At 58.9% G+C, this 23,909-nt stretch carries 24 protein-coding genes; 12 read left to right on the forward strand and 12 right to left on the reverse strand.

Annotated features, from left to right (window positions below; genetic code table 11):
• The first annotated feature begins 6 nt into the window (after positions 1–6).
• The 5 genes from K1W69_RS04240 to K1W69_RS04260 all read left to right on the forward strand — a co-directional run bounded on the left by K1W69_RS04240 (position 7) and on the right by K1W69_RS04260 (position 5,858).
• On the forward strand, positions 7–687 hold the full coding sequence (locus tag K1W69_RS04240; protein ID WP_220227078.1) for a DUF2461 domain-containing protein: 681 nt from the start codon (positions 7–9) through the stop codon (positions 685–687).
• Positions 688–710: 23 nt separating this feature from the next.
• Positions 711–1,484, forward strand: coding sequence for an extensin-like domain-containing protein (locus K1W69_RS04245; protein ID WP_220227079.1), 774 nt, complete (start codon positions 711–713; stop codon positions 1,482–1,484).
• Positions 1,485–1,666: 182 nt separating this feature from the next.
• Positions 1,667–3,508, forward strand: a complete 1,842-nt coding sequence (locus tag K1W69_RS04250) for an ABC transporter ATP-binding protein (RefSeq protein ID WP_220227080.1) — start codon at positions 1,667–1,669, stop codon at positions 3,506–3,508.
• Complete coding sequence (locus tag K1W69_RS04255; RefSeq protein ID WP_220227081.1) at positions 3,483–4,295, forward strand: TrmH family RNA methyltransferase; 813 nt, start codon at positions 3,483–3,485, stop codon at positions 4,293–4,295. Before K1W69_RS04250 ends, K1W69_RS04255 begins: the two co-directional genes overlap by 26 nt.
• Before the next feature lie 162 nt (positions 4,296–4,457).
• Positions 4,458–5,858 (forward strand): MFS transporter, encoded by a 1,401-nt coding sequence (locus K1W69_RS04260; protein WP_220227082.1) that lies wholly within the window; start codon positions 4,458–4,460, stop codon positions 5,856–5,858.
• A gap of 9 nt (positions 5,859–5,867) precedes the next feature.
• On the opposite strand, the gene cobT is transcribed toward K1W69_RS04260, so the two are convergent.
• The gene (cobT, locus tag K1W69_RS04265; RefSeq protein WP_220227083.1) at positions 5,868–6,884 is read right to left on the reverse strand and encodes a nicotinate-nucleotide--dimethylbenzimidazole phosphoribosyltransferase; all 1,017 of its coding nucleotides are present in this window, start codon (positions 6,882–6,884) and stop codon (positions 5,868–5,870) included.
• A 136-nt stretch (positions 6,885–7,020) separates the two neighbouring features.
• Between cobT and K1W69_RS04270 the strand changes: the two genes are divergently transcribed.
• The 3 genes from K1W69_RS04270 to K1W69_RS27415 are packed head-to-tail and all read left to right on the forward strand — an operon-like array spanning position 7,021 to position 8,777.
• On the forward strand, positions 7,021–7,797 hold the full coding sequence (locus tag K1W69_RS04270) for an adenosylcobinamide-GDP ribazoletransferase (RefSeq protein ID WP_220227084.1): 777 nt from the start codon (positions 7,021–7,023) through the stop codon (positions 7,795–7,797).
• Between the two features lie 51 nt (positions 7,798–7,848).
• Positions 7,849–8,076: a DUF1289 domain-containing protein gene (locus tag K1W69_RS04275; protein ID WP_220227826.1), complete on the forward strand. Its 228-nt coding sequence runs from the start codon at positions 7,849–7,851 to the stop codon at positions 8,074–8,076.
• Positions 8,073–8,777, forward strand: a complete 705-nt coding sequence (locus K1W69_RS27415) for a retropepsin-like aspartic protease family protein (protein ID WP_220227085.1) — start codon at positions 8,073–8,075, stop codon at positions 8,775–8,777. The genes K1W69_RS04275 and K1W69_RS27415 overlap by 4 nt, the downstream gene beginning before the upstream one ends.
• Positions 8,778–8,786: 9 nt before the next feature.
• Here the strand turns inward: K1W69_RS27415 and K1W69_RS04285 are convergent, their stop codons facing one another.
• Together K1W69_RS04285 and K1W69_RS04290 are read right to left on the reverse strand one after the other, a co-directional pair.
• The gene (locus K1W69_RS04285; RefSeq protein WP_220227086.1) at positions 8,787–9,611 is read right to left on the reverse strand and encodes a sulfite exporter TauE/SafE family protein; all 825 of its coding nucleotides are present in this window, start codon (positions 9,609–9,611) and stop codon (positions 8,787–8,789) included.
• Between the two features lie 69 nt (positions 9,612–9,680).
• Complete coding sequence (locus tag K1W69_RS04290) at positions 9,681–11,213, reverse strand: sensor histidine kinase (protein ID WP_370688175.1); 1,533 nt, start codon at positions 11,211–11,213, stop codon at positions 9,681–9,683.
• A gap of 130 nt (positions 11,214–11,343) precedes the next feature.
• Between K1W69_RS04290 and K1W69_RS04295 the strand changes: the two genes are divergently transcribed.
• From K1W69_RS04295 to K1W69_RS04305, 3 genes are all read left to right on the forward strand, one after another.
• The gene (locus K1W69_RS04295) at positions 11,344–11,955 is read left to right on the forward strand and encodes a glutathione S-transferase family protein (protein ID WP_220227088.1); all 612 of its coding nucleotides are present in this window, start codon (positions 11,344–11,346) and stop codon (positions 11,953–11,955) included.
• Between the two features lie 6 nt (positions 11,956–11,961).
• A complete protein-coding gene (locus K1W69_RS04300; protein ID WP_220227089.1) occupies positions 11,962–12,600 on the forward strand; it encodes a uracil-DNA glycosylase family protein in 639 nt (212 codons plus the stop codon).
• A gap of 126 nt (positions 12,601–12,726) precedes the next feature.
• On the forward strand, positions 12,727–13,212 hold the full coding sequence (locus tag K1W69_RS04305; protein WP_220227090.1) for an Lrp/AsnC family transcriptional regulator: 486 nt from the start codon (positions 12,727–12,729) through the stop codon (positions 13,210–13,212).
• Positions 13,213–13,217: 5 nt separating this feature from the next.
• On the opposite strand, the gene K1W69_RS04310 is transcribed toward K1W69_RS04305, so the two are convergent.
• A complete protein-coding gene (locus K1W69_RS04310; protein ID WP_220227091.1) occupies positions 13,218–13,925 on the reverse strand; it encodes a DNA alkylation repair protein in 708 nt (235 codons plus the stop codon).
• Between the two features lie 21 nt (positions 13,926–13,946).
• A complete protein-coding gene (locus K1W69_RS04315; RefSeq protein ID WP_220227092.1) occupies positions 13,947–14,816 on the reverse strand; it encodes an NAD(P)-dependent oxidoreductase in 870 nt (289 codons plus the stop codon).
• Positions 14,817–14,872: 56 nt separating this feature from the next.
• On the opposite strand from K1W69_RS04315, the gene K1W69_RS04320 reads away from it, so the two are divergent.
• A complete protein-coding gene (locus tag K1W69_RS04320) occupies positions 14,873–17,326 on the forward strand; it encodes a penicillin acylase family protein (protein WP_220227093.1) in 2,454 nt (817 codons plus the stop codon).
• Between the two features lie 29 nt (positions 17,327–17,355).
• On the opposite strand, the gene K1W69_RS04325 is transcribed toward K1W69_RS04320, so the two are convergent.
• From K1W69_RS04325 to moaA, 7 genes are read right to left on the reverse strand one after another with little or no spacing between them, the layout of a single operon-like run.
• A complete protein-coding gene (locus K1W69_RS04325) occupies positions 17,356–18,621 on the reverse strand; it encodes a molybdopterin molybdotransferase MoeA (protein WP_220227094.1) in 1,266 nt (421 codons plus the stop codon).
• Entirely contained in the window at positions 18,618–19,124 is a 507-nt protein-coding gene (mobB, locus tag K1W69_RS04330; protein WP_220227095.1) for a molybdopterin-guanine dinucleotide biosynthesis protein B, read from the reverse strand. The genes K1W69_RS04325 and mobB overlap by 4 nt, the downstream gene beginning before the upstream one ends.
• Positions 19,121–19,783 carry a molybdenum cofactor guanylyltransferase MobA gene (gene mobA / locus K1W69_RS04335; protein WP_220227096.1) on the reverse strand — a complete coding sequence of 221 codons (663 nt, stop codon included), beginning with the start codon at positions 19,781–19,783 and terminating at the stop codon, positions 19,121–19,123. The genes mobB and mobA overlap by 4 nt, the downstream gene beginning before the upstream one ends.
• Positions 19,780–20,670, reverse strand: a complete 891-nt coding sequence (locus K1W69_RS04340; RefSeq protein WP_220227098.1) for a formate dehydrogenase accessory sulfurtransferase FdhD — start codon at positions 20,668–20,670, stop codon at positions 19,780–19,782. Before K1W69_RS04340 ends, mobA begins: the two co-directional genes overlap by 4 nt.
• Before the next feature lie 8 nt (positions 20,671–20,678).
• On the reverse strand, positions 20,679–21,893 hold the full coding sequence (locus K1W69_RS04345; RefSeq protein WP_220227099.1) for a multidrug effflux MFS transporter: 1,215 nt from the start codon (positions 21,891–21,893) through the stop codon (positions 20,679–20,681).
• The gene (locus tag K1W69_RS04350; protein WP_220227100.1) at positions 21,890–22,783 is read right to left on the reverse strand and encodes a DMT family transporter; all 894 of its coding nucleotides are present in this window, start codon (positions 22,781–22,783) and stop codon (positions 21,890–21,892) included. The genes K1W69_RS04345 and K1W69_RS04350 overlap by 4 nt, the downstream gene beginning before the upstream one ends.
• Positions 22,784–22,841: 58 nt before the next feature.
• Positions 22,842–23,831 (reverse strand): GTP 3',8-cyclase MoaA, encoded by a 990-nt coding sequence (gene moaA / locus K1W69_RS04355; RefSeq protein WP_220227827.1) that lies wholly within the window; start codon positions 23,829–23,831, stop codon positions 22,842–22,844.
• Between the last annotated feature and the right edge of the window lie 78 nt (positions 23,832–23,909).

The following is a 23,909-nucleotide window of genomic DNA, read 5'->3' on the forward strand; positions in this document are numbered from 1 at the left end:
TCGCCCATGTTTGAGGGATTTTCCAGAGAAACGGTCTCGTTTTTGTCCGATCTCGACAGGAACAATAACAAAGAATGGTTCGAAGCGCATCGACAGGACTACGAGACTTTGATTGTCGAACCAGCGCTCAACCTCATTGAAACCATGGCGCCGGTCGCCGAACGATTGACCCCGCAGCACAAGGCGACGCCGAAGATCAATCAGTCGCTGCGGCGCATCCATCGCGACACCCGGTTCTCGAAGGACAAGACGCTCTACAATCCGAGGATTCACATGGTGTTCTGGACGGGCGACCATCCCAACAGGTCGGCTGGAATCCACCTGGTGCTCGCCCATGACCATTTTGGATATGGGTCCGGACATTGGGCTTTCGATCCGGAAGGCCTTGAGAAATATCGGCGCTCGGTTCTCGACGACGCGGCGCGTGCGGAGCTGGACACTGCGCTCGAAAGCGCCTCCGAAAAAGGCTGCTTTCTTGGCGAAGAGGAACTGAAACGGCTTCCCAGGGGTTATGATGCAGACGGTCGGGCCGCTCAATTGCTCCGCCGGAAGGGCCTTGTGGCGAGAACAGGCGAGAACATCGGTTTCGATGACCGCATATTCGGACCGCAAGCAGTGGATTTTGTGACAGAAATCTTCGAGGCCCTTGCGCCGCTTGACGCCTGGATAGACCGTCATGTGACCTGATTCTGTGACGGAGTATGTTTTTTATGGGGATGTTCCGGCTTCATGGACTTGCGTTCATCCTGGCTCCGTATCTGATCGCGGCTTCCGCGCTGCCCGACAACGCGCCCATACCGACGGCTCGTCCCCAGATTGAGCCTGCCGGCGATTACTCGTTGAAACATGAGAACGAAGTTCGGATTCCTCTGCCGACGCCGCGCCCTGAAGCAGCCGAAGAAAAATCGGAGCCGGACGAGCCCGCTCCATTGACGGCGGAAGAGGTGAGTTGCCTTGCCGATCTCGTCGAGCTGGAGGTGGAATTCAAGGTCGTTGATCCGATACAGGGCGAGGGTCAGTGCGGCGTCGACCATCCGATCAAGGTCAAAAGATTGTCGTCCGGCGTTGCTCTTGATCCGCCGGGCGTCATGACCTGTGCGACAGCTCTCTCCCTCGAAAACTGGACCAGAGAAACCGTGGAGCCGGCGGTTGACGCCATTTTCCGCGATGAACTTGCCGCAATTGGCAACTACTCCACCTATGTCTGCCGCACCCGAAACTCCCAGACGGGCGCCAAGATTTCCGAGCACGCAAAGGGCAATGCGATCGATATCGGCCGGTTCGTTCTTGAAGGCGGCCGGGTGATCGAGGTGCGTTCACCGCCGCTCGCGGAGTTTCTCGAAAAGGGATTTCTCTATGCGATCCGCGAGGATGCGTGCGACCATTTCACGACGGTGCTCGGACCCGGTTCGGATGTATTCCACGCCGACCATTTCCATCTGGACATGATCCAGCGACGCAACGGATATCGCTATTGCAAGTAACTGCGGTTACAAGGACCTTTTGCAGGCGCGTCGCCTTGCCGTATCTCGGCGATATTGGTGTTGTGAAAATCTTCTGTTAACACGTAGGAGTTGGCGCGGCTTTCGATAGACGTTCGCCGACGGCGGTAGCGTTCTTTTTGGGTGATCCGCCAGGTTTCACGGGAACAGAAGGACATCCGGCATTGAATTCTCCCGTAGCGCAGATCAGGAACCTCAGGGTGGAGTTTCAGACGAAGGACGGACCTGTTCTGGGCGTCGAGGAAATTTCCTTTGAAGTGCAGGCTGGCGAAACCCTCTGCATTGTCGGTGAATCCGGATCCGGCAAATCCGTATCGTCCCTGTCCCTGATGCGGCTGGTGGAATTCGGCGGGGGCGAAATTACCAAAGGAGAGATGTTGTTCGAGCGGCGTGACGGCGCCGAAACGGATCTTGCCGCCGCCAGTCAGAGTCTCATGCGCGATATTCGCGGGAATGAGATCGGGATGATCTTCCAGGAGCCGATGACTGCGCTCAATCCGGTGTTCACGGTGGGCTGGCAGTTGACGGAAGGCCTGCGCGTCCACCGGAACCTGAGCAGGTCCGAAGCCACAAAGCGTGCGCTCGAACTGATGCGCCACGTGCGCATTCCGGAGCCTGAGCGCAGGTTGAAGCAGTACCCGCACGAACTCTCCGGCGGCATGCGCCAGAGGGTTGTCATCGCGATGGCGATGGCGTGCGAGCCGCGCCTGCTTATCGCCGACGAACCGACCACCGCGCTTGACGTGACTATTCAGGCGCAAATTCTTGCGTTGATGGACAGGCTCAAGCGTGAGACCGGCTCGGCGGTCATCTTCATCACCCACGACATGGCGGTTGTCGCGCAGATGGCGGATCGTGTCGTGGTGATGTATCGCGGCCGGAAAGTTGAGGAGGGCCCGGTCGAGCAGATTTTCGACAATCCGCAGCACGACTACACCAAAGCGCTCCTGGCGGCGGTGCCCAAGCTCGGCGAGATGCGCGGAAAGGCCAATCCCGAACCCATGAAACTCCTGGGCGCGAATAAACATGTCGCCGGACCGATCGTCGGCTCCGAAGACGTTCTGTTGCGCGTCAAGGGGCTGACCACCCGCTTTGGCATCAAGGGCGGTGTGCTGCGCCGTACGATGTCCCAGGTGCATGCGGTTGAGGATGTTTCGTTTACGATCAATCGCGGGCAGACCCTCAGTCTCGTGGGGGAGTCGGGGTGCGGCAAGTCGACCTGCGGACGCTCGATCCTGCGGTTGGTCGAGCCGGTCGCAGGCGAGGTGTGGCTTGAAAACACCAATCTTATGGAACTCTCTTCCTCACAATTGCGCAAGACGCGCATGAATATGCAGATGGTGTTCCAGGATCCGTTCGCCTCGCTCAATCCGCGCATGAAGCTTGCCGATCAGGTGGCCGAACCCTTGTGGAATTTCAGCGCATTGCGCGGATCAGACCTGACCAAGCGCGTGGCCGAATTGTTTGAGCGGGTAAGACTGCCGAGAAACTATCTCAATCGTTATCCTCATGAATTGTCCGGTGGTCAGCGCCAGCGCATCGCCATCGCGCGCGCACTGGCCTTGAACCCGAAACTCATCGTCGCCGATGAAGCGGTTTCGGCGTTGGATGTTTCCGTTCAGGCCGAGGTTCTCAACCTGATGATGGAGCTCCAGGTTGAACTGGGGCTTTCCTATCTGTTCATTTCCCATGACATGGCGGTGGTGGAGCGGGTCAGTCACCACGTCGGCGTCATGTATCTTGGCCGGATCGTCGAGATCGGTCCGCGCAGCGCGGTTTTCGAAAATCCGCAGCATCCCTACACCCGGTCGCTATTGTCCGCCGTGCCTGTCGCCGATCCGAAAAAGCGCAAGAAGGAAGCGGAGCTGAACTTCAAGCCCATTCCATCTCCGGTTTTCCCTGTGGGCTATGAGGCCGAGCCAAGCGAATATTCCGAGGTAACCCCCGGCCATCTAATTCTACAGGGCGACTGGGGCGGTTTTGAAAGCATGGCCGGCGCCGCCTGAAGACCCACATTTGCCGGAGGCGGGCTGGCGTGGATCTCATTCTTTAATCAATTCGTTCAAGCCTGCGATTCAAGGGTCTCAGCTGGCGAACACAAGTGAATTTCATCTTCCGGGAAGGCAAGTAACCGACATGGATGTAGTGGAACCCAAAAAGTCGAGATCGTCGGTCCGTAAACGCGCCAACGCTATCAAGGACTTTCGGTGCAAGAACCTCGTGGCCGTCCTGGAATGTCCGAATGATATCAAGAATATCGGTTCGGTCATTCGCAACGTAAACGCGTTGGGGGTTGAGAAGGTCTATGTCATCGATCCTCGCAATGACCTGCCCGCTGAATGGCAGGACATGCGCGAAAGAAAATCGCTCTCGAAGACGTCCGCGTCTGCGGTCAAATGGACGTTTGTGCGACGCTTCGACAGCACCGAAGCTTGCCTTGCCCATCTTAAGAAGAAGGGCTTCGTATCCGTGGTGACGTCGCCACATGTGAAGGGCAAGACCAATGTTTACCTGCATGAGGGCGATTACACACAGCATACAAAGCTGGCGGTGTGGTTCGGCAACGAAAAGCGCGGCATCAGCGAATTGGCTGTCGAGCGTTGCGAGATGTGCGTCGCAATCCCGATGTTCGGAATGATCGAGAGCCTGAACCTTGGAACGAGTTCCGGCATCGTGCTTTACGAAGTGACGAAGCAGAGGCGAGAGTACCAGAGCAAATATCGTCGTCGGAAGAAGAGGGGAGAGAGGGCAAACCCGCTGCCGACGGTTATCGAGCGGGATCAATCAGCCTGATCGCCGTCGACGGGATTCATCGTGCCCGGCGTTTTGTCGCGGATTTCACGCAGTCGTGGAAATGACCTTTCGTCCCGACAGCCCCGGTTGGTTTCCAAATCGGGCCAGACCCTGTATTCACCGCGGTAAAGACAGATCAGCGTGTAAGGTTGAAAGGATACAATGAACCGGGTGACCCCGCTGATCCTCGCCGTTGCTCTTTTCATGGAGCAAATGGATTCAACTGTTATTGCGACCTCGCTTCCGGCGATCGCCGCGGATCTCGACACCAGCCCTATCGCGCTGAAACTGGCGCTTACGACGTATCTGGTCGCTCTTGCAATCTTCATTCCGGCCAGCGGATGGGTCGCCGACCGGTTTGGCGCCAAACGCGTTTTCATCATCGCGATCTTCGTCTTCATGGCGGGATCGCTGACATGCGCGGTGGCCGGTTCGCTCAGTGAGTTTGTCGGCGCGCGCTTTCTTCAGGGCATGGGCGGATCGATGATGACGCCTGTCGCCAGGCTGGTGCTGGTTCGGGCGACTGAACGCAGCAGGTTGGTGGAGGCATTGGCCTGGCTGACGGTTCCGGCGCTCGTCGGGCCGATGGTCGGACCGCCAATCGGCGGATTCCTGACGACCTATGTCAGTTGGCACTGGATTTTCCTCATCAATATTCCGATCGGTCTGATCGGCGTCGCCTTCTCGCTGGCCTATCTGCCAGTGATACCGGGGCAGGAGAACGGACGTTTTGATGCGACGGGGTTCATTCTGTCCGGTCTTGCTGCTTCCGGCGTCGTCTTCGGACTTTCCGTCGTCAGTCTGCCGGCTCTGCCGTTACTTTATGGCGTCATTTCGGTCGCCGCCGGTATCGGCTGTATCGTGCTCTACTGGCTTCATACGAAGCGCGTAGCCCAGCCGCTGCTTGACCCGAAATTGTTCAGGATCACGACATTTCGAGCCAGTATCGTCTCCGCCACTATCGCGCGGCTCGGCATCGGCGCAACACCGTTTCTGTTGCCGTTGATGCTGCAGATCGGCTTCGGTCTGAGTGCATTCGAATCCGGCATGGTCACTTTTGTCGGCGCCATTGGCGCGCTGGTCGTGAAATTCGCGACGATGCGCATTTATGCGCGTTTCGGCTTCAAGAGGGTCCTTGTCGCGATGATTGGCTTGTCCGCGCTCTTTCTTATGGCCATGACAGCGTTCTCGCCGGCGCTTCCATTTGCAGTGATCTATTCGATCCTGCTGCTGAACGGTTTCGTTCGCTCGCTCATGTTTACAGGATTCAACGCCCTGGTTTTTGCGGATGTCGAACAGTCGGAAGCTGGACCGGCGACGGCGATCGCAGCGGTGTTCCAGCAGATATCAATGGCGCTTGGCGTTGCGGTCGCGGGCGTGCTGGTGGAAGCGAGCCTGTGGTGGCGGGGAGGCGGACTTGATCTCGCGGATTTCCAGTTCGCGTTCTTCTGCGTCGGCATCATTACCGCGCTCGGCATCCTGCCGATCCTGCGTCTGCACACGTTCGCCGGCTCCGAGGTTTCGGGTCACGGCAAAGCCCGTGATGGCGCGGCGGCTTCCTGAAAGACCCTGTTATTTTCCGTCGCTGACGCCAGCTTGTTCGAACGTCGCCATGCCGCTGTGGCACAGGGCTGCCGACTTGACGATGCCGGCGGCGAGGGCGGCTCCGGTGCCTTCTCCAAGCCGCATTCCCATGGCGAGCAGGGGCGTTTTTTGCAGACGTTCGATCGCCTTCATATGGCCGGGCTCCGCCGACACATGGCCGACGATACAGTGATCGAGCGCTGCCGGATTGGCGGCGTGGAGGACAGCCGCCGCCGAAGTCGCCACAAAGCCGTCTATGATAACGGGGATGCGCTCCATGCGCGCCGCCAGGATAGCGCCGGACATGGCCGCGATTTCCCGTCCGCCGAGTCTTCTCAGCAGTTCGAGCGGATCGCCAAGATGCTGACGATGCAGATGGACGGCCTTCTCGACCGCGTCGATCTTGCGCCTCAAGCCTTCGCCTTGCGCGCCCGTGCCGGGGCCGACCCAGTCCTCGGCCTGGCCGCCGTACAGGCCGTAATAAATAGCTGCGGCGATCGTCGTATTGCCGATCCCCATCTCTCCAATGCAGAGAAGATCGGTTCCGCCTGCGATCGCCTCCATGCCGAAGGCCATTGTCGCGGCGCAACTGCGCTCGTCAAGGGCCGCTTCTTCCGTAATGTCGCCGGTCGGAAATTCGAGTGCGAGGTCGAAGACCTTCAGACCGAGATCGTTGGCGATGCAGATCTGGTTTATGGCTGCGCCGCCGGCGGCGAAATTCTCCACCATCTGTGCAGTGACCTCGGCCGGAAACGGGGAGACGCCCTGTTTGGTTACACCGTGATTGCCGGCGAAAACGGCGACGAGCGGTCGCGTGACCGCCGGAGGCCGTCCGGTCCAGGCCGCCAGCCACTCGGCGATTTCTTCAAGGCGTCCGAGCGCGCCGGGAGGCTTGGTCAGAACGCTGTTGCGCTCCCTCACGGCCTGGACGGCGGCCATGTCCGGTCCCGGGAGATTGTCCAGTAGTTCGCGAATATCGTCGAACGGAAGTCCGGAAGTCGCCATTGCATGATTCCCTGTCTTTGAATATCCGTCAGGCAATAGGGAATTCAGGAACAGATGCAAGGGCCTGCGGCCGTCATTCGTTGATCGCAACCAGTTGCCGCAGGCGCAACGCTATGGCCAGAGAAAGGGCCTCGCTATGAACGAGCTTGTTCTGGACACGGCGCGCGCGGTCGGGTTTCTAAGCCGTCTGCCGGTTCCCGCACGGTATTTCGAAGATTCTGACGGCCGCATGGACCGGACGTGTCGCGCATTTGCGTTCGCCGGCCTCATCATAGCCTTTCCCGCTGCTTTGCTTGCGACCCTGCTTCTGTCGCTCGGCGTCGACCCCCTTCTGACGGCGGCTGCGGCCATCACTGCCCTCGTCATCCTGACGGGCGCTCTCCATGAGGACGGTCTGGCCGATTGCGCGGACGGTCTTGGCGGCGGTCGCGACAAGCAGCAAACCCTCGACATCATGAAGGACAGCCGGATCGGAGCCTACGGGACGATCGCGCTCGTGCTCTCGTTGTTGCTGCGGGTCGCCGGCCTGGCGGCGATCGCAGGCTCGCTGTCACCCACGGCGTTCGCCTTGGCTGTCCTTGCGACTGCCTCGATCAGCCGCGCGGCCATGGTCTGGCATTGGGGGGCGCTGTCGCCAGCGCGCTCGGACGGCGTGGCCGTCGGCGCCGGCGAGCCGACGACCGCCTCCGTCCGCTTCGCCTTGGCTACGGGCGGCGCAATTGGCGTCGTGCTTGTCTGGCTCGTGGCGGGCGTCTTGGCGGTTATCGTCGCCGGCGCGGCAACCGCCGCTATGACATGGAGTTTCACAGCGTTTGTGCGAAGCAGAATTGCTGGTCACACCGGCGATACGATCGGCGCCGCGCAACAACTGGCGGAGATTGCGGTCCTCTTCGGTCTTGCTCTTTGTCTCTAAAAACCCAATATGGCTCTTTGACGCGAACCGAAATTATCTGGAAGCGCTTTGATTGAATCCCCCTGCATTCTTGTGTGCTCCATCGATGAGAAAACCGGCTATTGCTTCGGGTGCGGCCGCACGACAGACGAGATTGCCGGCTGGCTGGCCTATTCGGCGCAAGAGCGGCGCGAAATCATGAATATTTTGTCGGACAGGCTGGAAACGGTTGAACGGAAACCGCGCAGGGAGACCCGACGCGGCCGGATGGCGCGGGAGCGGGCCGGAGGAAGATCGTGAGCAAGATATTGTGGGTTGTTCTCGGCGTTATCGCATTGGCCTTGATGCTCCTCGTCATCAATCACGATAGCGGTGAAACGCTCGGGCTGCCGAATGACCGTTTCGCGAATGTGGTCTATTTCGGAGTCTGGGCGGCTGTCGCTTCCGTCGCCATTCTCGGCTCGGGTCAGCGGCTCGGTGAACTGGCGCGCAACGCGCTGATCTGGCTCGTGGCCATTCTTCTTCTGTCCGCCGGCTACATGTACCGTCACGATCTGGAAGATACGGCGAAACGGCTCGCCGGCGGCTTCGTTCCCGGAATGGCGATCAGTCGAGTTTCATCCGACGGGTTCGCCGAAGTCGTGCTCACCAAGGGCATGGACGGGCATTTCCAGGCCGATGTGGAGGTGGATGGGCGGCGATTGGACATGATGGTCGACACGGGCGCCAGCACCGTGGTTCTGACCTGGGAGGATGCGGAGCGCGTGGGCCTCGACGTTGATGCGCTCAGGTTCGATTCGCCAGTCCAGACGGCCAACGGGCTCGCCATGGCCGCGACGGTCAACCTCGACGAGGTGTCGATAGGCTCCATAATGCGGCGCAATGTGCGGGCGGGCGTGCTGCAGTCCGGAAAGCTGTCACGGAGCCTCCTCGGCATGAATTTCATCGAAACGCTGACGTCTTTCCAGATGAGCCGCGATCAACTCGTCTTGCAGGATTGAGTTATTTCATCAGCCCGCAAACAGGCTCCATGTGAACCTGGATGCGACAATGATCATGAAGACGCCGAGCGCAAGCGACAGCTGTTTGCGGTCAAGACCATGAGCGATCCGCGCGCCCTGGGGCGCGGCGAGCATTGTCATGGGGATTGTCAGCGCAACCGCCAGCCAGTTCACATAGCCTGTCGAAAACGCCGGAAGGCCTTCAGCGCCCCAGCCGGCCCAGATGAAGCCGATGACGCCAGGCAGGGATATCAGGACGCCCACGCCCGAGGACGTGGCGATGGCCTGATGGACGGGCCTGCCGAACATTGTCATGAACGTGTTGTTGAGTATGCCGCCTCCGACGCCCATAAGGGCGGATAAAAGCCCGATGACGAAACCGACCATCGCTTTGGCGGGATTTCGGGGAAGCCGGTCGCCAACGGACGTCGCGTCTTTGCTGAAAATGAGTTTCAATCCCATGGCTGCGGCAAGCAGGGCGAAAATCGATCGCAGGATCTCGCCGGAGGTTCCGGCGGCGATGACAGAGGCGGCCGCCACGCCCAGAGGCACGGGCAGCAGCCAGCTTTTCAGGAGGTCCATGTCGGGCGCCTTGCGTTTGTAGTGGGCGCGAAACGAACTCAACGAGGTTGGAACGATGACAGCGAGGGACGTCCCGATCGCCAGATGGGTTCTTACCGAATCCGGCGTGTCGAACCAGCGAAAGGCCTCGTAGAGAACGGGAACGAGGATTGCTCCGCCGCCGATGCCGAACAGTCCGGCGAGAAATCCCGCGATCGCGCCCGCTCCGGCAAGAACAGCAATAAAGACAATAATTTCATTGATGGGCGGCAACGACCGGTCTCCGGACTTCGGGCGAATGTTATCTGATGGTCGGCAGGTGGCTGCAGGATGCACCGTTCGTCAAGCGAATTTTCTCCGCCGAATCTTGTCCGTATCCGGCGTTTTGATGCTCGGCGTGTCCACCTGAACGCGGTTGCGCGGCAATATAGCCGTCGCTTCGGTGCCGTGTCGAAGCCTCGATTTCAGCACGAACTGTCCGCCATGCTCTGCAAGGATCGCCTGAACGATTGGCAGACCCAGTCCGGTGCCCTGTTCGGCGCTCTTTATCGCGATCGATCCTTGACCGAAAGCCGATAGGACGATGGGAATCTCTTCCTCCGGAATTCCTGGTCCATTGTCAGTGACGGACACATATTGCCCGCCGCCTGCGGTCCAGCCGACCTTGAGCGTAATGGCGCCGCCATTCGGCGTGAACTTGACAGCGTTGGACAGCAGGTTGATCACGACCTGCCGCATCGATTTTTCGTCCAACCAGACCTTGGGCAATACGCGTTCGAACTGGCGCGTGATTGCGATGTCCTTGTTGCGCGCCTTGATGTCCACCATGTGAATGCATTCGGACACCAGTTCCACAAGATTGACCAGGTCCTCCTTCAGATGATAGCGGCCGGCCTCGATCCGCGACAGGTCAAGAATTTCGTTGATCAGATGCAGAAGGTGGTCGCCCGACCGGAAAATGTCGGAGGCGTACTCCTTGTAGGTTTCGTTCTCCATGGGGCCGAGAACTTCGTTTCGCATGACCTCGGAGAACCCCAGAATTGCGTTGAGCGGCGTGCGCAATTCGTGGCTCATCGAAGCCAGAAAACGCGATTTCGCCAAATTCGCCTCTTCGGCGCGTCGGCGCGCCTCGTCCGACATCGATTTCGCGGTTTCAAGTTCGGCAATCAGCCAGTCCTTTTCCGACTGGATGGACAGTAGCTCCAGTTGCAGTCCGAAAAGACGGTTGGAGACAAACAGGAAAAGCGCGCAAGCGGAAATGAGCAGGGCGAGGACCGACATCTCGATCGTGTCCATTAGACTCGATCCCGCCAGATACAGGATGCAGAGCGGGACAGCGAAAAACAGGAGAGGCAATCGCCGCAATGCGAAGCTCGACATCGCGGTGGCGGCAATGGCGATCAGCAGCACGACGCCCTTGTAGAATACGTAGTAATTCATCGTGCATTGCAGGCATTCGGTATAGGCGAAGGCGCCCCAGCAAACGCCGGTTACGGCGTGAACAGCGATGAGGTAGCGCTCACGGGAAGCGATATCCCTCTGGGACGGTTGTCCCGAAGACGCGCGCTTTACCAGGAGCGCCTGGATTGCGTAGGCGGCAAGCGTAATCGCGGCCCAGCCGATCAGGCGCTGTTCGTCGAAGAGAATGAGCCCGAAACCAGTCGACAGCACGACGAGCAAAGGCATGACCAGGGTGCTGATGGACGCCGTTCGAAGATAGGATGAAAGCAACTCGCCGCTGAACTTCGGGTTCTGCAGTTTTGACGATTGCAGCCGGTCACGCGTTTCGCGAACAGCGCGAGCTGTTCTCGGGTTGCGATGGTTTCGCGACCGTTCAAGGATGTTTTTGTCCGCTGTAATGCTCGGTTGGTTCATAGTATACCGGAATCAATAACGTCGCCCAAAATAGGGTCCAATCATTAAAAGACCCTTCATTGGCCGTTGCAGTTTGAACGCCATAGTTTCATCTTTTTTTGAAAAGACGCGTAGGATGATTGGAGGAAGCATGCTGTTATACGATGGGGGCCGGGCGCCCAATCCGCGGCGGGTCAGGATTTTTCTCGCCGAGAAAGGCGTCGACGTGCCGCGCAAGGCGATCGATATGGGCGCGCTCGGCCATCGGTCAGAAGAAGTTACGTCTTTAAATCCGTTACAACGTCTCCCGGTGCTCGAACTGGACGACGGCGCAGTGTTGACGGAGTCTGTTGCGATCTGCCGTTATTTCGAGGAACTGCATCCGGATCCACCGCTGATGGGCGTTGATGCGAAGGACAAGGCAGTCGTCGAGATGTGGAACCGTCGGGCTGAGCTCAATTTTCTGCTTACGGTCGCCAACGCGTTTCGCCACACGCATCAGGCCATGGAAGGTTGGGAAGTTCCTCAGATCCAGGAATACGGGGAAGCGTCGAGAGAAAAGGCCCGGGAGTTCATGGAATTTCTGGATCAGGAACTGGCTAACCGTCCCTTCATCGCAGGCGAGCGTTTCAGCATCGCCGACATCACGGCAATGATGGCTATGGACATGCTGAAACCAGCGCGCATAGATCGGCCGATTGATCTGAAGAATCTGATCCGCTGGTACGAGAGCGTCTCCTCCAGGCCGAGCGCGTCCGCCTGATCTTAGATGACTGGCCGGAACAGTCTTCTGGAGCCCTTGCTGAAAGACATCAGCGCATGCCGGATTTGTCGCGATCGTCCGAAATACGGGGCGCCTCTGCCGCATGAACCGCGTCCGGTCTGCGTCGCTGACACTGGAGCCCGGGTTCTTGTCGCAGGCCAGGCCCCGGGAACGCGTGTGCATGAAACCGGAATTCCATTCAACGATGCGTCGGGAAACCGGCTGCGCGAATGGATGGGCGTCGATCGCGAGACATTCTACGATCGGCGGCGGATCGCGATCGTTCCCATGGGCTTCTGCTTTCCCGGTCAGGACGATAGAGGCGCCGATCTTCCGCCGCGTCGCGAGTGCCGGGAACAGTGGCACGATCAGGTTTTTTCCGAGTTGAAGAATTTGCAGCTCTTGCTGGTGATTGGCCTGTACGCCCACAATTATTATCTGGACGGCAAGGCGTCGCGTTCGCTGACCGAAACGGTGGAGAGATGGCGCGAATTCCGTCATATCGACAGCCGGTATGTGATCTATCCATTGCCGCACCCGTCATGGCGGAACAACGGCTGGATCAAAAAACATACCTGGTTCGAGGCGGAGCTTCTGCCGCAGCTTCGAGCCGATATTGCACACGCCCTGTCGATCGAGAATTGAGAATTGGTATTTTTTTCTTTTATTTTAGAAATTTCGGTAGAAATTTCTAAAATAATATAACATATAAAGAAAAAGTAGAAATTTAGCCCAGAAGAGCAGGTTTCGCATTTATAGGGAAAGCACGTTATGGACAGATTGGACAGGAAGATTTTACGGCTGTTGCAGGCCGACTCCACGCTGGCTGTCGCCGATATCGCCAAAAAGGTTGGGTTATCCACCACGCCTTGCTGGAGGCGTATTCAGAAGATGGAAGAGGACGGCGTGATCCAGAAGCGGGTTGCGCTGCTCGACCAGAAGAAGGTTAATGCGAAGGTGACCGTTTTCGTCGCTATCCGCACGAATTCCCATTCGAATGAGTGGCTTCTTCGTTTTTCCGAGGTCATTGCGGAGTTTCCGGAAGTGGTCGAGTTCTATCGCATGAGCGGCGATGTCGACTATTTGCTGCGTGTCGTGGTGCCGGATATCGCAGCCTATGACGCGTTCTACAAAAGGCTCATCCAGAAAATCGAGATCCGGGACGTATCCTCCTCGTTCGCGATGGAACAGATAAAGTTTACGACAGAACTCCCGCTGGACTACATGCAACTCGAAGCCAGCCGCGGAGGCGACTGACCGTATCAGGCGCTTTTCTTCCGAAGTCGTTCGAGCGTTTTTGGGTCGGTCAGTTCTTTCAGCGCATTGCGGCCGACCCAGCGTTGGGCGCGGTCTTCGCTCGCCGCGAGTTCTTCGGAAAGCTGAACAGCCGGACCGTGGAGAGACAAAGAGCGTTTGCCGATTTGGCGAAGCGCCCAATTGACGGCTTTCTTGACGAAATTGCGACCGTCCTCAGCGTGTGTCCGGATAAGCGGCGTCCATGAAGCAAAAGTCTCGTCTGGCTCCTTCTTGAGATGGACCGCCGCCCACGCCATCATCGCAAAACCGGCCCGTCGCACGAATTCGCGGTCATCTGCGGCGAATTCGCCGATCAGATCGAGCAGGCCGGCGTCTACAAACAGGTCAGCGGCGTGATCGACAATCTCCCACGAGTCGAAATCGGCCGCCCAGCGTCTTGCATCGTCAGCCGTCATCTTTTTCGGTTCGGCGGTGAAGCAGGCAAGCAGCCGGGCTTCCCGAACGCCGGTCTCCCACAAAGCGAGCGCGCGCTGGTGATTGCGCGTTATCTTCCGGGAGAAGGGACGCAATTCCGCATTGGAGACCCCTATAGCTTTCGACGTCTCGATACCGTAGCGCGCCATGCCGGCTACATTGCGTTCAGATCCGCGGCCTTCCAGCCAGTCGAGGATCTGATCTGTGGTCCAGTCCGGGGAGGGGCCGCCTTGAGTCATTGCCGATTCACCGGTTGTCCCTCAGTCCTCCAGTCTTGCAAGCAGCGAGGACGTATCCCAACGATTCCCGCCCATTCTCTGGACGTCCTGGTAAAACTGGTCGACCAGCGCAGTCACAGGCAGACTTGACTTGTTGTTCCGGGCTTCTTCGAGAACGATCGCCAGATCCTTTCGCATCCAGTCGACAGCAAAGCCGTGTTCGTATTCGCCGGCGATCATGGTTTTGTGACGGTTTTCCATCTGCCAGGATCCGGCCGCGCCCTTTGAGATCACATCGATGACCTTTTCGATGTCCAGACCGGCGCGTTTGCCGAAATGGATTCCTTCCGACAACCCTTGGACGAGGCCGGCGATGCAGATCTGGTTCACCATCTTGGTCAACTGGCCGCTTCCGACAGGTCCCATCAGGCCGACCATGCGGGCGTAGCAGTCGATAACCGGTTTTGCGCGCTCGAACACATCCTGATCGCCGCCTGTCATGACGGTCAGCACGCCGTTTTCGGCGCCTGCCTGACCGCCGGAAACCGGGGCGTCGAGGAAATCGAACCCTTTTTCTTCGGCGACTGCGGCGAGTTCCCGTGCGACATCTGCAGAGGCGGTGGTGTTATCGATGAAAATCGACCCCTTGCCGATTGAGTGAAATGCTCCGTCCTCGCCGGTGGTGACGCTTCTCAAGTCGTCGTCGTTGCCAACGCAGGTGAATATGAAGTCGCAGCCTTTTGCTGCGTCCGCCGGCGTTCCGGCCATTCTGCCGCCGAATTCAGACACCCATTTCTCGGCCTTCGAGGCCGTCCGGTTATACACGCACACATCGTGTTCGCCGCGGGTCTTGAGATGACCCGCCATAGGATATCCCATGACCCCGAGCCCGATAAATGCAACTGTTGCCATGTCATCTTCCCTTCTGCAAAGTGGGTGTAGCGGTATCCGGTTTGAGGGATAAATCAATGATGCGCATACTGAAAGCTTTCATCCAGTTTATTTTCTTCGCCGTTCCGCTTCTGTTGATCGCCGCTGGCGCCGGTTTTCTGTGGATGGCGCGTTCCCTTCCGCCGACTGACGGTAACATGACCGTCACAGGTCTTTCCGGTCCCGTTACGATTTCACGCGATGATCGTGGAGTCCCTCACATTTCGGGCGCCAGTATTGAAGACGTTATGACCGGACTTGGGTTCGCCCACGCCCAGGATCGCCTCTGGCAGATGGAAGTTTTCAGGATGGCGGCGCAGGGACGACTTTCAGAGTTGTTCGGCGAGCCAACTGTGGACGCCGACATTTGGCTGCGCAGTCTCGGACTTGCCGACGCCACAGCCGAGAATTACGAGATACTGCCGCAGTCGGCCAGGGATGTGGTCGAGTCCTACGCCGCCGGGATCAACAGCTGGATTGGTCGCGAGGGCAGGGACTTCGCGTCGCACTGGCCGCCGGAATTCGTCATCCTGCGTCATGAACCGGAGCCATGGAAGCCGCTTGACGTTCTCTTGACGCTGAAGATGATGTCGATCTCGCTTGGAGAAAATGCAAGCTTCGAAGTGCTGCGGCTCGGATTTTCCCGTCTTGGCATGAGTTCCGCGGAGATCGAGGATCTGCTGCCGCCAGTCGGAGACGACAACCCGCCGGAACTTCCTGACATGGCGGCTCTTCTCGGACTTCCGTCAGGACCACTTGCAGCGGAAACGCCGTCCGAGGAGGCTGCGATATTCGAGATGACTCCCGGCGTCGTCAAGGAAAGAGCGTCCAACAACTGGGTTATTTCGGGAGATCGTACGGCCACCGGCATGCCGTTGCTCGCCAATGATCCCCATCTTGCGCTCTCTGCGCCCTCGATCTGGTATCTTGTTCATCTTCGTGTGGAAGCCGAAGATGGCGCGCGAAACCTGATCGGCGTGACGCAGCCGGGCGTCCCCTTTGTCCTGATTGGCCGCAATGACGCCGTCGCGTGGGGGTTCACCAACACTTACACCGATGTTCAGGATCTTTTTGTCGAGAAGGTCAATCCGGACAACCCCGACCAGTACATGGCTCCGGACGGGTGGATGGACTTCGGAAAGAAGGAAGAGACGATCCGCGTCAAGAACGCCGACGATCGCGTCTTCACACGTCGCTGGACCCGACACGGGCCGGTTCTGCCCGGGAAATACAAGTCGCTCGACAGATATCTTCCGAAGAATACGGTGACGGCGTTGCGTTGGGTGGCTCTTGATCCCGACGACACGACAATGGTGGCCGGTCTGGAGGCAATGAACGTCAAGACGGTCACCGAATTCCAGAACGGGATGCAGGATTATGTCACGCCCATGCAGTCAATGGTGGTCGCAGACACGCAAGGCAATATAGGTTTGATAGCTCCCGGCAGGGTGCCGCTTCGCAATCCCCTCAACCAGGTTATGGGCCGGGCGCCGGCGCCCGGGTGGGACGCGACCTATGACTGGACAGGGACGATTCCCTTTGCCGGGCTTCCCCGTCAGACCAATCCGCAATCGGGCGTCATCGCCACCGCCAACAGCAAGATGGTCGGTCCGTTTTATCCGTATTTCCTGACGTTCGACTGGAGAGAGGACTGGCGCCAGCAGCGGATCGATGCGCTGATCGTCGACAACGATGCGCTGCAGACGCACCAGATGTCGAGGCAAGCCCAGGCCGACGTTCTGTCTCTCGCCTTTGAGACGGTGGCTCCGCAGATGATTGCGCTGGTCGAGGGCCGCGACGATGTCGACGGCGATGCCCTCTTACGCATGAAAGCCTGGGATTTCGAGATGATCGAGGATAGCGCCGAACCGCTGATCTTCATCGCCTGGTTTCGGCAGACGATGATCGATGTGTATGCGGATGATCTAGGACCTGTCTTTTATGCCTGGTTCCGGCCGCGCGCAAATGTCGTCAACCAGTTGCTGTCAGGCGAAACCGCGCGCGACTGGTGTGACAACAGGACCACCCCGAACCGGGAGAACTGCGCAGAGGTAATCGCCGGCTCTCTGAGCAAGGCCTTGAAAAATCTCGAGACGACCTATGGCGCCGATCGGGCTAACTGGAACTGGGGAAGGGCGCATATGACCAGCGGCGCGCATACGCCGTTTTCGAACATTCCCGTCTTGAAGGACATTTTCGACGTACAGGTCCCGAGCCCGGGCGGTCCATACACGATAAACCGGGGATTGCCCGAGTTCGATTCCAAAAAACCGTTCGAGAATGCGCACGGATCGAGCCTGCGGGTCATCTATGATCTCGCGGATCTTGAAAAGTCGACCTTCATGATCACCACCGGTCAATCGGGCAATCCGTTTTCCAGGCACTACAGGGATTTCGCCGAATCCTGGGCGGATGTCGAGGCGTTCACAATATCCTCCAATCCCGAAGCATACGAAGCAAAGGCCGAAGGAGTCTGGCGGCTTTCTCCGTGATGCTCGCCCGGAGCGAGCCACATCTGGCTCTATAGCCCGAATTCCGAGAAGGGTATGTATGAGACGGTCTGTCCGATGGTCAGCGATCTCGTCTCTTCGTCCAGTTCGATCAGCCCGTCGGCGGCGCGCAAGCCGGATATAAGGCCGGAACCGTCCCGTTCGAACTTCCGGGCGACCGGGCCGCTTTCGCCGGTTGTCAGCCATCCGCGAAGGAATTCGCGCCTGTCAGGTTTCTTGCGATCGATCGTGAAACCGGCGGCCACCGGAAATCGCGTCGGCTCGATATAGTCTCCCCCGCCGAGAATGGTCAGCGCGGGACGGCAGTAGAGAAGGAAACACACGAAGGCGGCGACCGGATTCCCGGGCAGTCCCATAAAAACGCAATCGCCGATCTGCCCGAATGTCATCGGTCTGCCGGGCTTGATCGCAATCTGCCAGGCATGGCGCTTGCCGAGCCGGTCAATGGTCGCGACGACATGGTCTTCGTCTCCGCGCGAAGCTCCTCCTGTCGTCAGTATCACGTCATGTGTGGCCGCAGCTCGAGCGATTGTATCCTCAACGGCGGAGGCGACGTCCGGCACAATGCCGAGACGGCTGACAGTCACCGGAAGCGAAGCGCAGAGCGCGAGCAGCATGGCGCTGTTGGAATCGAAAACCTGGCCGGTTTCGATTGAGGTTTGCCGTCCGGCTTCCAGCAACTCATTTCCGGTCGAGATGATTGCGACCCTGATCCTCCGATAAACCGAAACCTCTGAAAGTCCGAGTGACGCCAGCGACGCGATCTCCTGCGGGCGCAGGCGCTTGCCGGGCCGCGTTACGATTTCGCCGGATTTGATGTCTTCTCCGGCTTTTCGCAGGTTCGCTCCTGTTTTCAGCCCGGGCGGCACAGTGATCTGATTGTCTGCGACTGTGCAGTCCTCCTGCATGGCGACGGTGTCTGCGCCATCGGGGATTGCTGCTCCGGTAAAAATCCGCGCCGCTTCGTTTTTGCCCAGAGAGTAATCGGCGAGATCGCCGGCGGCGATCACCGGCCCTGAGCGTAGCGTCCCGGTTTCCAGATAGTCGGCGTGTAAAAACGCAAATCCATCCACGGCGCTGTTGTCGTGCAGCGGTACGTCGCGAGGCGCGACGACAGGCGTTGAAAGAAACCGGCCAAGCGCCTCTGATAACGTGCAAATTTCGGTTTCAGCGACGGTCGTAAGCCGCTCCTTCAGAAGGTCGAGCACTTCGCTGTGGCGCAGACGGTCCTTGTCGTGCAGGAAGCAGTCGTTCAGCAGGGACGCAGTCCGGGTCATCGTCGCAAACCCGTGTGCCGTTCTACGAAATCGGCGATGGCGACAGTGTCGTCCAGATCGAATACGGGAAGCGCGCCGTCGACCGGGTGGTCGGACGCGATCGCCACGAAAGAAGAATTCCCGTCGGAGATGGCCTTGCCAGTCTCTGGTTTCAGACGCCGCGTCTCGATTTTTGGATGGTCTTCCCGCTTGTAGCCTTCCACGATGACGATGTCGCACGGCGATAGCCGGTCGATCACGGACCCGAAGTTCGGCTCGTCCTCCCCCCGAAGTTCATGCATTAACGCCCAGCGGTTCTGCGAAACGATCATTACTTCGCCTGCTCCCGCCTCCCTGTGACGGCGGCTGTCTTTGCCTTTCTGATCGACGTCGAATGCGTGATGCGCATGCTTGACGGTCGAGACCCGCCAACCGCGGCGGCTCAATTCCTCGACGAGGCGGACTGTGAGGCCTGTCTTGCCGGAATTCTTCCAGCCAGCGATGCCGAAAATACGCGGCTTCACCCTTTGTCTCCCGATCCGGATTTGATCGTTGCGAGCAGGGTTTCGGCTTCGGCAAGTTCCTGCGGCGTATTGGCGTTGAAAAACGGATCTATTCCATTCGAATGAGCCTCGATGTCATGGAATTCGACGACCCGCCACGGATGTCGTTCGACCCAGGCCATCACCTTGTAGCTGTCAGTCGAGCCCATCCACCTGGCAAGATCCTTGTGAAGAGCAAGCGGCCAGAGGCCGAATACGGGATGTCGGTGCGCGCGCGACGACGCCAGAACGATGCAACCCGCGTCACCGCCCGTCCGATCCGAAAGGCGGGCAACCAGGTCGGCCGGGAAGAATGGCGTGTCCGCCGCGGCGGTCGCCAGATGCGTCGCGCCGCTGCGCTGTTGCAGCGCCCACTCCATGCCGGCGGCGATGCCGGCGAGGGGGCCCGCAAATCCGGCAATACTGTCCTTGACGATCGGCAGTGAGAAGGCGCGGTAAAGGTCAGGATCGCCATTCGTGTTGATGACAAGGTCGCTGACCTGCGGTCTCAATCGTTCGGCCACGTGCGCGATCATTGGCAGTGGGCCAAGCCTGATCAGGGCCTTGTCGGCGCCGCCCATGCGCCGGGACAGGCCGCCGGCGAGAATGCAGCCGACGATTGTTTCCCTTGCAATTGTCATGGGCCGGCCTCTGCAGCCTCGGAGCGTCGTTTTCCGCGACCCGTATCCTCATCGTCCACGGTCTGCGTGTCGAGGTCGTAGACGATGCGCTGGCGCGCAGAGAGCGCCACGAAGCGTTTTCCGCGCGCGCGGCCGATCAGCGTCAGGCCAACCTTGCGCGCCAGATCGACGCCCCAGGCCGTGAAGCCTGACCGTGAAACGAGGATAGGAATCCCCATCATCGCCGTCTTGATGACCATTTCGGATGTGAGCCGGCCGGTCGTATAGAAAATCTTGTTGTCCGGCGAGACCCTGTTCATGAACATCCATCCGGCGATCTTGTCGACGGCGTTGTGGCGTCCGACGTCCTCCATATAGACCAGCGGCCGGTCTTCCTCGCACAGCACGCAGCCATGTATGGCGCCGGCGGCAAGATACAGAGACGGTTCGGTGTTGATCGCTTTCGTCAACGCATGGAGCCACGAGGTTCGGATAGTCGCCGTTTCCGACAGGCGGATGGTATCGAATCCCTCCATCACGTCGCCGAAGACCGTGCCTTGCGCGCAGCCGGAGGTTCGAACCTTCTTCTGCATCTTTTCTTCGTAGTCGGTTTCGCGCTCCGTGCGGACGACGACCACATCCAGCTCGTCGTCGTAATCAATGTCGGTAATTGCGTCATCGGGCGACAGCATGTGCTGGTTACGCAGATAGCCGACGGCCAGAAGGTCCGGATAATCGCCGATCGTCATCATCGTGACGATCTCCTGCCGGTTGAGGTAGAGCGTCAGCGGTTTTTCCGTCACCACCCGGGTGGTGACCGGATTGCCGTCCTGGTCGACGCCATCCACTTCTTGTGAAAGCTTCGGATCGTCGGGGTCGGGTCGGACCAAAAAACTCGTGTCTGCCATTGCACGCCTCAGGCGCTGGTGTTCTCTTTTGCAACCAGTCGGTCAACGTGAATAACGTAAAGCGTTGAAACCATGCCTGCAATCGAAGACAGCATGATCACGAAAATCAGCGGATAGGGACCTGTATCTGGTCCGAGAAGCGAACCGGCGACGACCGAAAGCACTGCGCCGCCGCCAACCATGATCGCGCCTCCCAGCCCGGACGCCGATCCGGCCAGATGCGGACGGACACTGACAATTCCGGCGTTCGCGCTCGGCAGGGTGATGCCATTGCCGAGGCCGATGAAGGACATGCAGCCGAAGAACGAAATCGGGTGATGAAGCCCCAGTTTGAACACAACAAAGGCGAGGAGCATGCCGCTTGCGGCGATCATGTTTCCGATCAGCATCATCCTGTTGATGCCGACTCGGCGCGCGAACATGCCTGAAAAGAAGTTCCCAACCATGTAGCCGACAGCCGTCAGGGCGAAGTAGGCGCCAAGAGTGGCCGGGCTCATGTCGAGCATTTCCGTGGCGACGTAGGGGCCGCCGCCCAGGAAGGCGAAGAAAGCGCCGACGGTGAAGGCCGCGCACAACGAGTAGCCCCAGAAGCGGCGGGATCTGAAGAGTTCCGGATAGGCGCCGATCTGCTGCCGGAAACTCGAACTCTTGTGCTGATTGGTTTCCCCGAGGTCGAAATAGACGAGCCACAGGACGATCAGAGTGAAAACAAATCCCACCCAGAAGGTTGATTGCCAGCCATAGAGTTCGCTGAGATAACCGCCAACGGCTGGTCCCAGCATCGGCATGACGGCCATGCCCATGGTGACGTAGCCGATCATGCTTGCTGCTTCATCCGGTTCGACGAGATCGCGGATCACAGCGCGCGACAGGGCTATGCCCGACACGACCGCTGTCTGGACCAATCGCGATATCAGCAAGACCTCGAAATTTGGGGCATAAATACAGCCAAGGGTCGAGATGAGCGTGATTATGATGCTGACAAGCATCACCGGCCGCCGGCCGTAACGGTCGGAGAGGGGGCCAAGCGCAATCTGGACCAGCGCCGTCATCGCCAGATAAGCCGAAATCAGCAACTGAACCGCCACATAAGGGGTCTGAAAATGAATCTCAATCGCCGGCAGGGCTGGCAATATGATGTTCATGTTCAACGGGCCAAGGCCGGCCATGATAACCAGCGTGATGATGGTTGGCGGCGTTCGCCTGTTTAGAAATCCACTCACGAATCCACCTCCCCGGCGTTGCGTTTCAACACCACCTGCTCGCGGTAAAGCGTATAAAGACCTGAAGCCACAATGATTGCTCCGCCCAAAAGCGTCAGCGCGTCCGGAAAATCTCCAAAAACAACCACGCCGAATATCACGGCCCAAAGAAGACTTGTGTAGCGGAATGGCGTGACGATCGGGATCTCGCCCTCCCGCATCGCCAGGACGATGAACTGATAGCCGACAAGCATGAATACGGATGCCCCGACAAGCATCGCCAGTTGCGTCCAGTTAATCGGATCCCAACGTCCCTCGAAGGCGCACATCAGAAGCCCGGCGATCGCGACCGCAGGCGCCGCGATCAGCGACAGGTAAAGGGAAGGGATATTGCGATCCATTGCGCGGGTGCACAGGTCGCGAAGCGTCGCCGAGAAAACCGCGAATACGATGAGGATCGTCCAGGCGGAAAACCCGGTGAGTCCCGGTCGGATGATCAGCAAAACGCCAAAAAAGCCGGCGAGAATCGCCAGGAGACGCCGCCAGCCAACCGGCTCTTTCAGGAAAAGCGCGCCGCCGAGGGTAATTGCAAGAGGCAGCGCCTGCAGGATGGCCGAGGCGTTGGCGAGTTCGATATGCGTCAGCGCGGTCAGGAAGAACACGGTTCCAAGCACTTCGCCGAGCGTGCGCAGCGCCGGCAGGCGCCCGAACGCCGTCTTCAAGGGTCGCAGCGCTCCGAACCGGCGCGCGATCAGGTAAATCCAGATCGTGCCGAAGAATCCTCGCAGCACGATTGCCTGATTCATGCTGATATCCTCGGCGACGCGTTTCAAAAGGGCGTCGTTGGTCACGAAGCCGGCCATGGCCAGCGTCATGAACAACGCCCCTTTCATGTTGGATGAAAGCGGCATGGCTACTCAGCTTCTTGTCGGAAGCACAAATGGCCGGGGAACCCGGCCGGTAACGTCGTCATCCTCCGGTGACGCTCATATGTCTTGCGACTGCGGGCCGGTTGTTCCGGCGGTCTATAATGAAATCGTGTCCCTTGGGTTTGCGGGCGATTGCAGCGTCGATCGCATTGGAAAGAGACTCATTGCCTTCGGAGTTGCGCAACGGCGCTCGCAAGTCGGCGGCGTCGTCCTGTCCGAGGCACATATACAGCGTTCCGGTGCATGTAATGCGCACGCGGTTGCAGCTTTCACAGAAATTGTGGGTCATCGGCGTGATGAAGCCGAGACGGCCGCCGGTTTCGGCGATTTCGACATAACGCGCCGGACCGCCGGTTTTGTAGGGAATATCGCGCATGTCGAAGGTGTCGGCGAGATTTGCCCTCAGAACAGACAGCGGCAGATAATGATCAGTGCGGTCTTCCTCGATTTCACCCATCGGCATGGTCTCGATCACGGTCATGTCCATGCCGCTTCCATGCGCCCAACGAATCAGTTCGGGTATTTCCTGATCATTGAAGTCCTTCAGGGCCACGGTGTTTATCTTGACCTTCAGGCCGGCCTTCCTGGCGCTTTCGAGACCAGCCATCACGCGGTCCAGGTTGCCCCAGCGAGTGATCTGACGAAACTTGTCGGGATCAAGCGTGTCCAGCGACACATTGATTCGGCGCACGCCGAGATCCGCCAGTTGATCCGCGAACCGGAAGAGTTGAGAGCCGTTGGACGTCAGCGTCAGTTCGTTCAGCGCGCCGGAGCGCAAGTGGCGCGAAAGCCTCTCGATCAGATGCATAACGTTCTTGCGGACCAGCGGTTCGCCGCCGGTCAGCCGCAGACGGCGGACGCCCTTTTCAATGAAGACGGTGCAGAGCCGGTCCAGTTCCTCCAGCGAAAGCAGCTCTTTCTTCGGAAGAAAGGTCATGTGTTCCGCCATGCAATAGGTGCAGCGGAAATCACAGCGATCGGTCACGGAAACGCGCAGATAGTCGATTGAACGGCCGAACGGATCGATCATCGAGGCGTTGTTCGCCCGATCGTCTTTCTGCTCCATAGCTTCCTTATCGCGCTGCGGCGTCATCTATGCTCCAAAATG

Origin of the sequence: Flavimaribacter sediminis, from assembly GCF_019492055.1 — a bacterium.
In the GTDB taxonomy this organism is placed as follows: domain Bacteria; phylum Pseudomonadota; class Alphaproteobacteria; order Rhizobiales; family Rhizobiaceae; genus Flavimaribacter; species Flavimaribacter sediminis.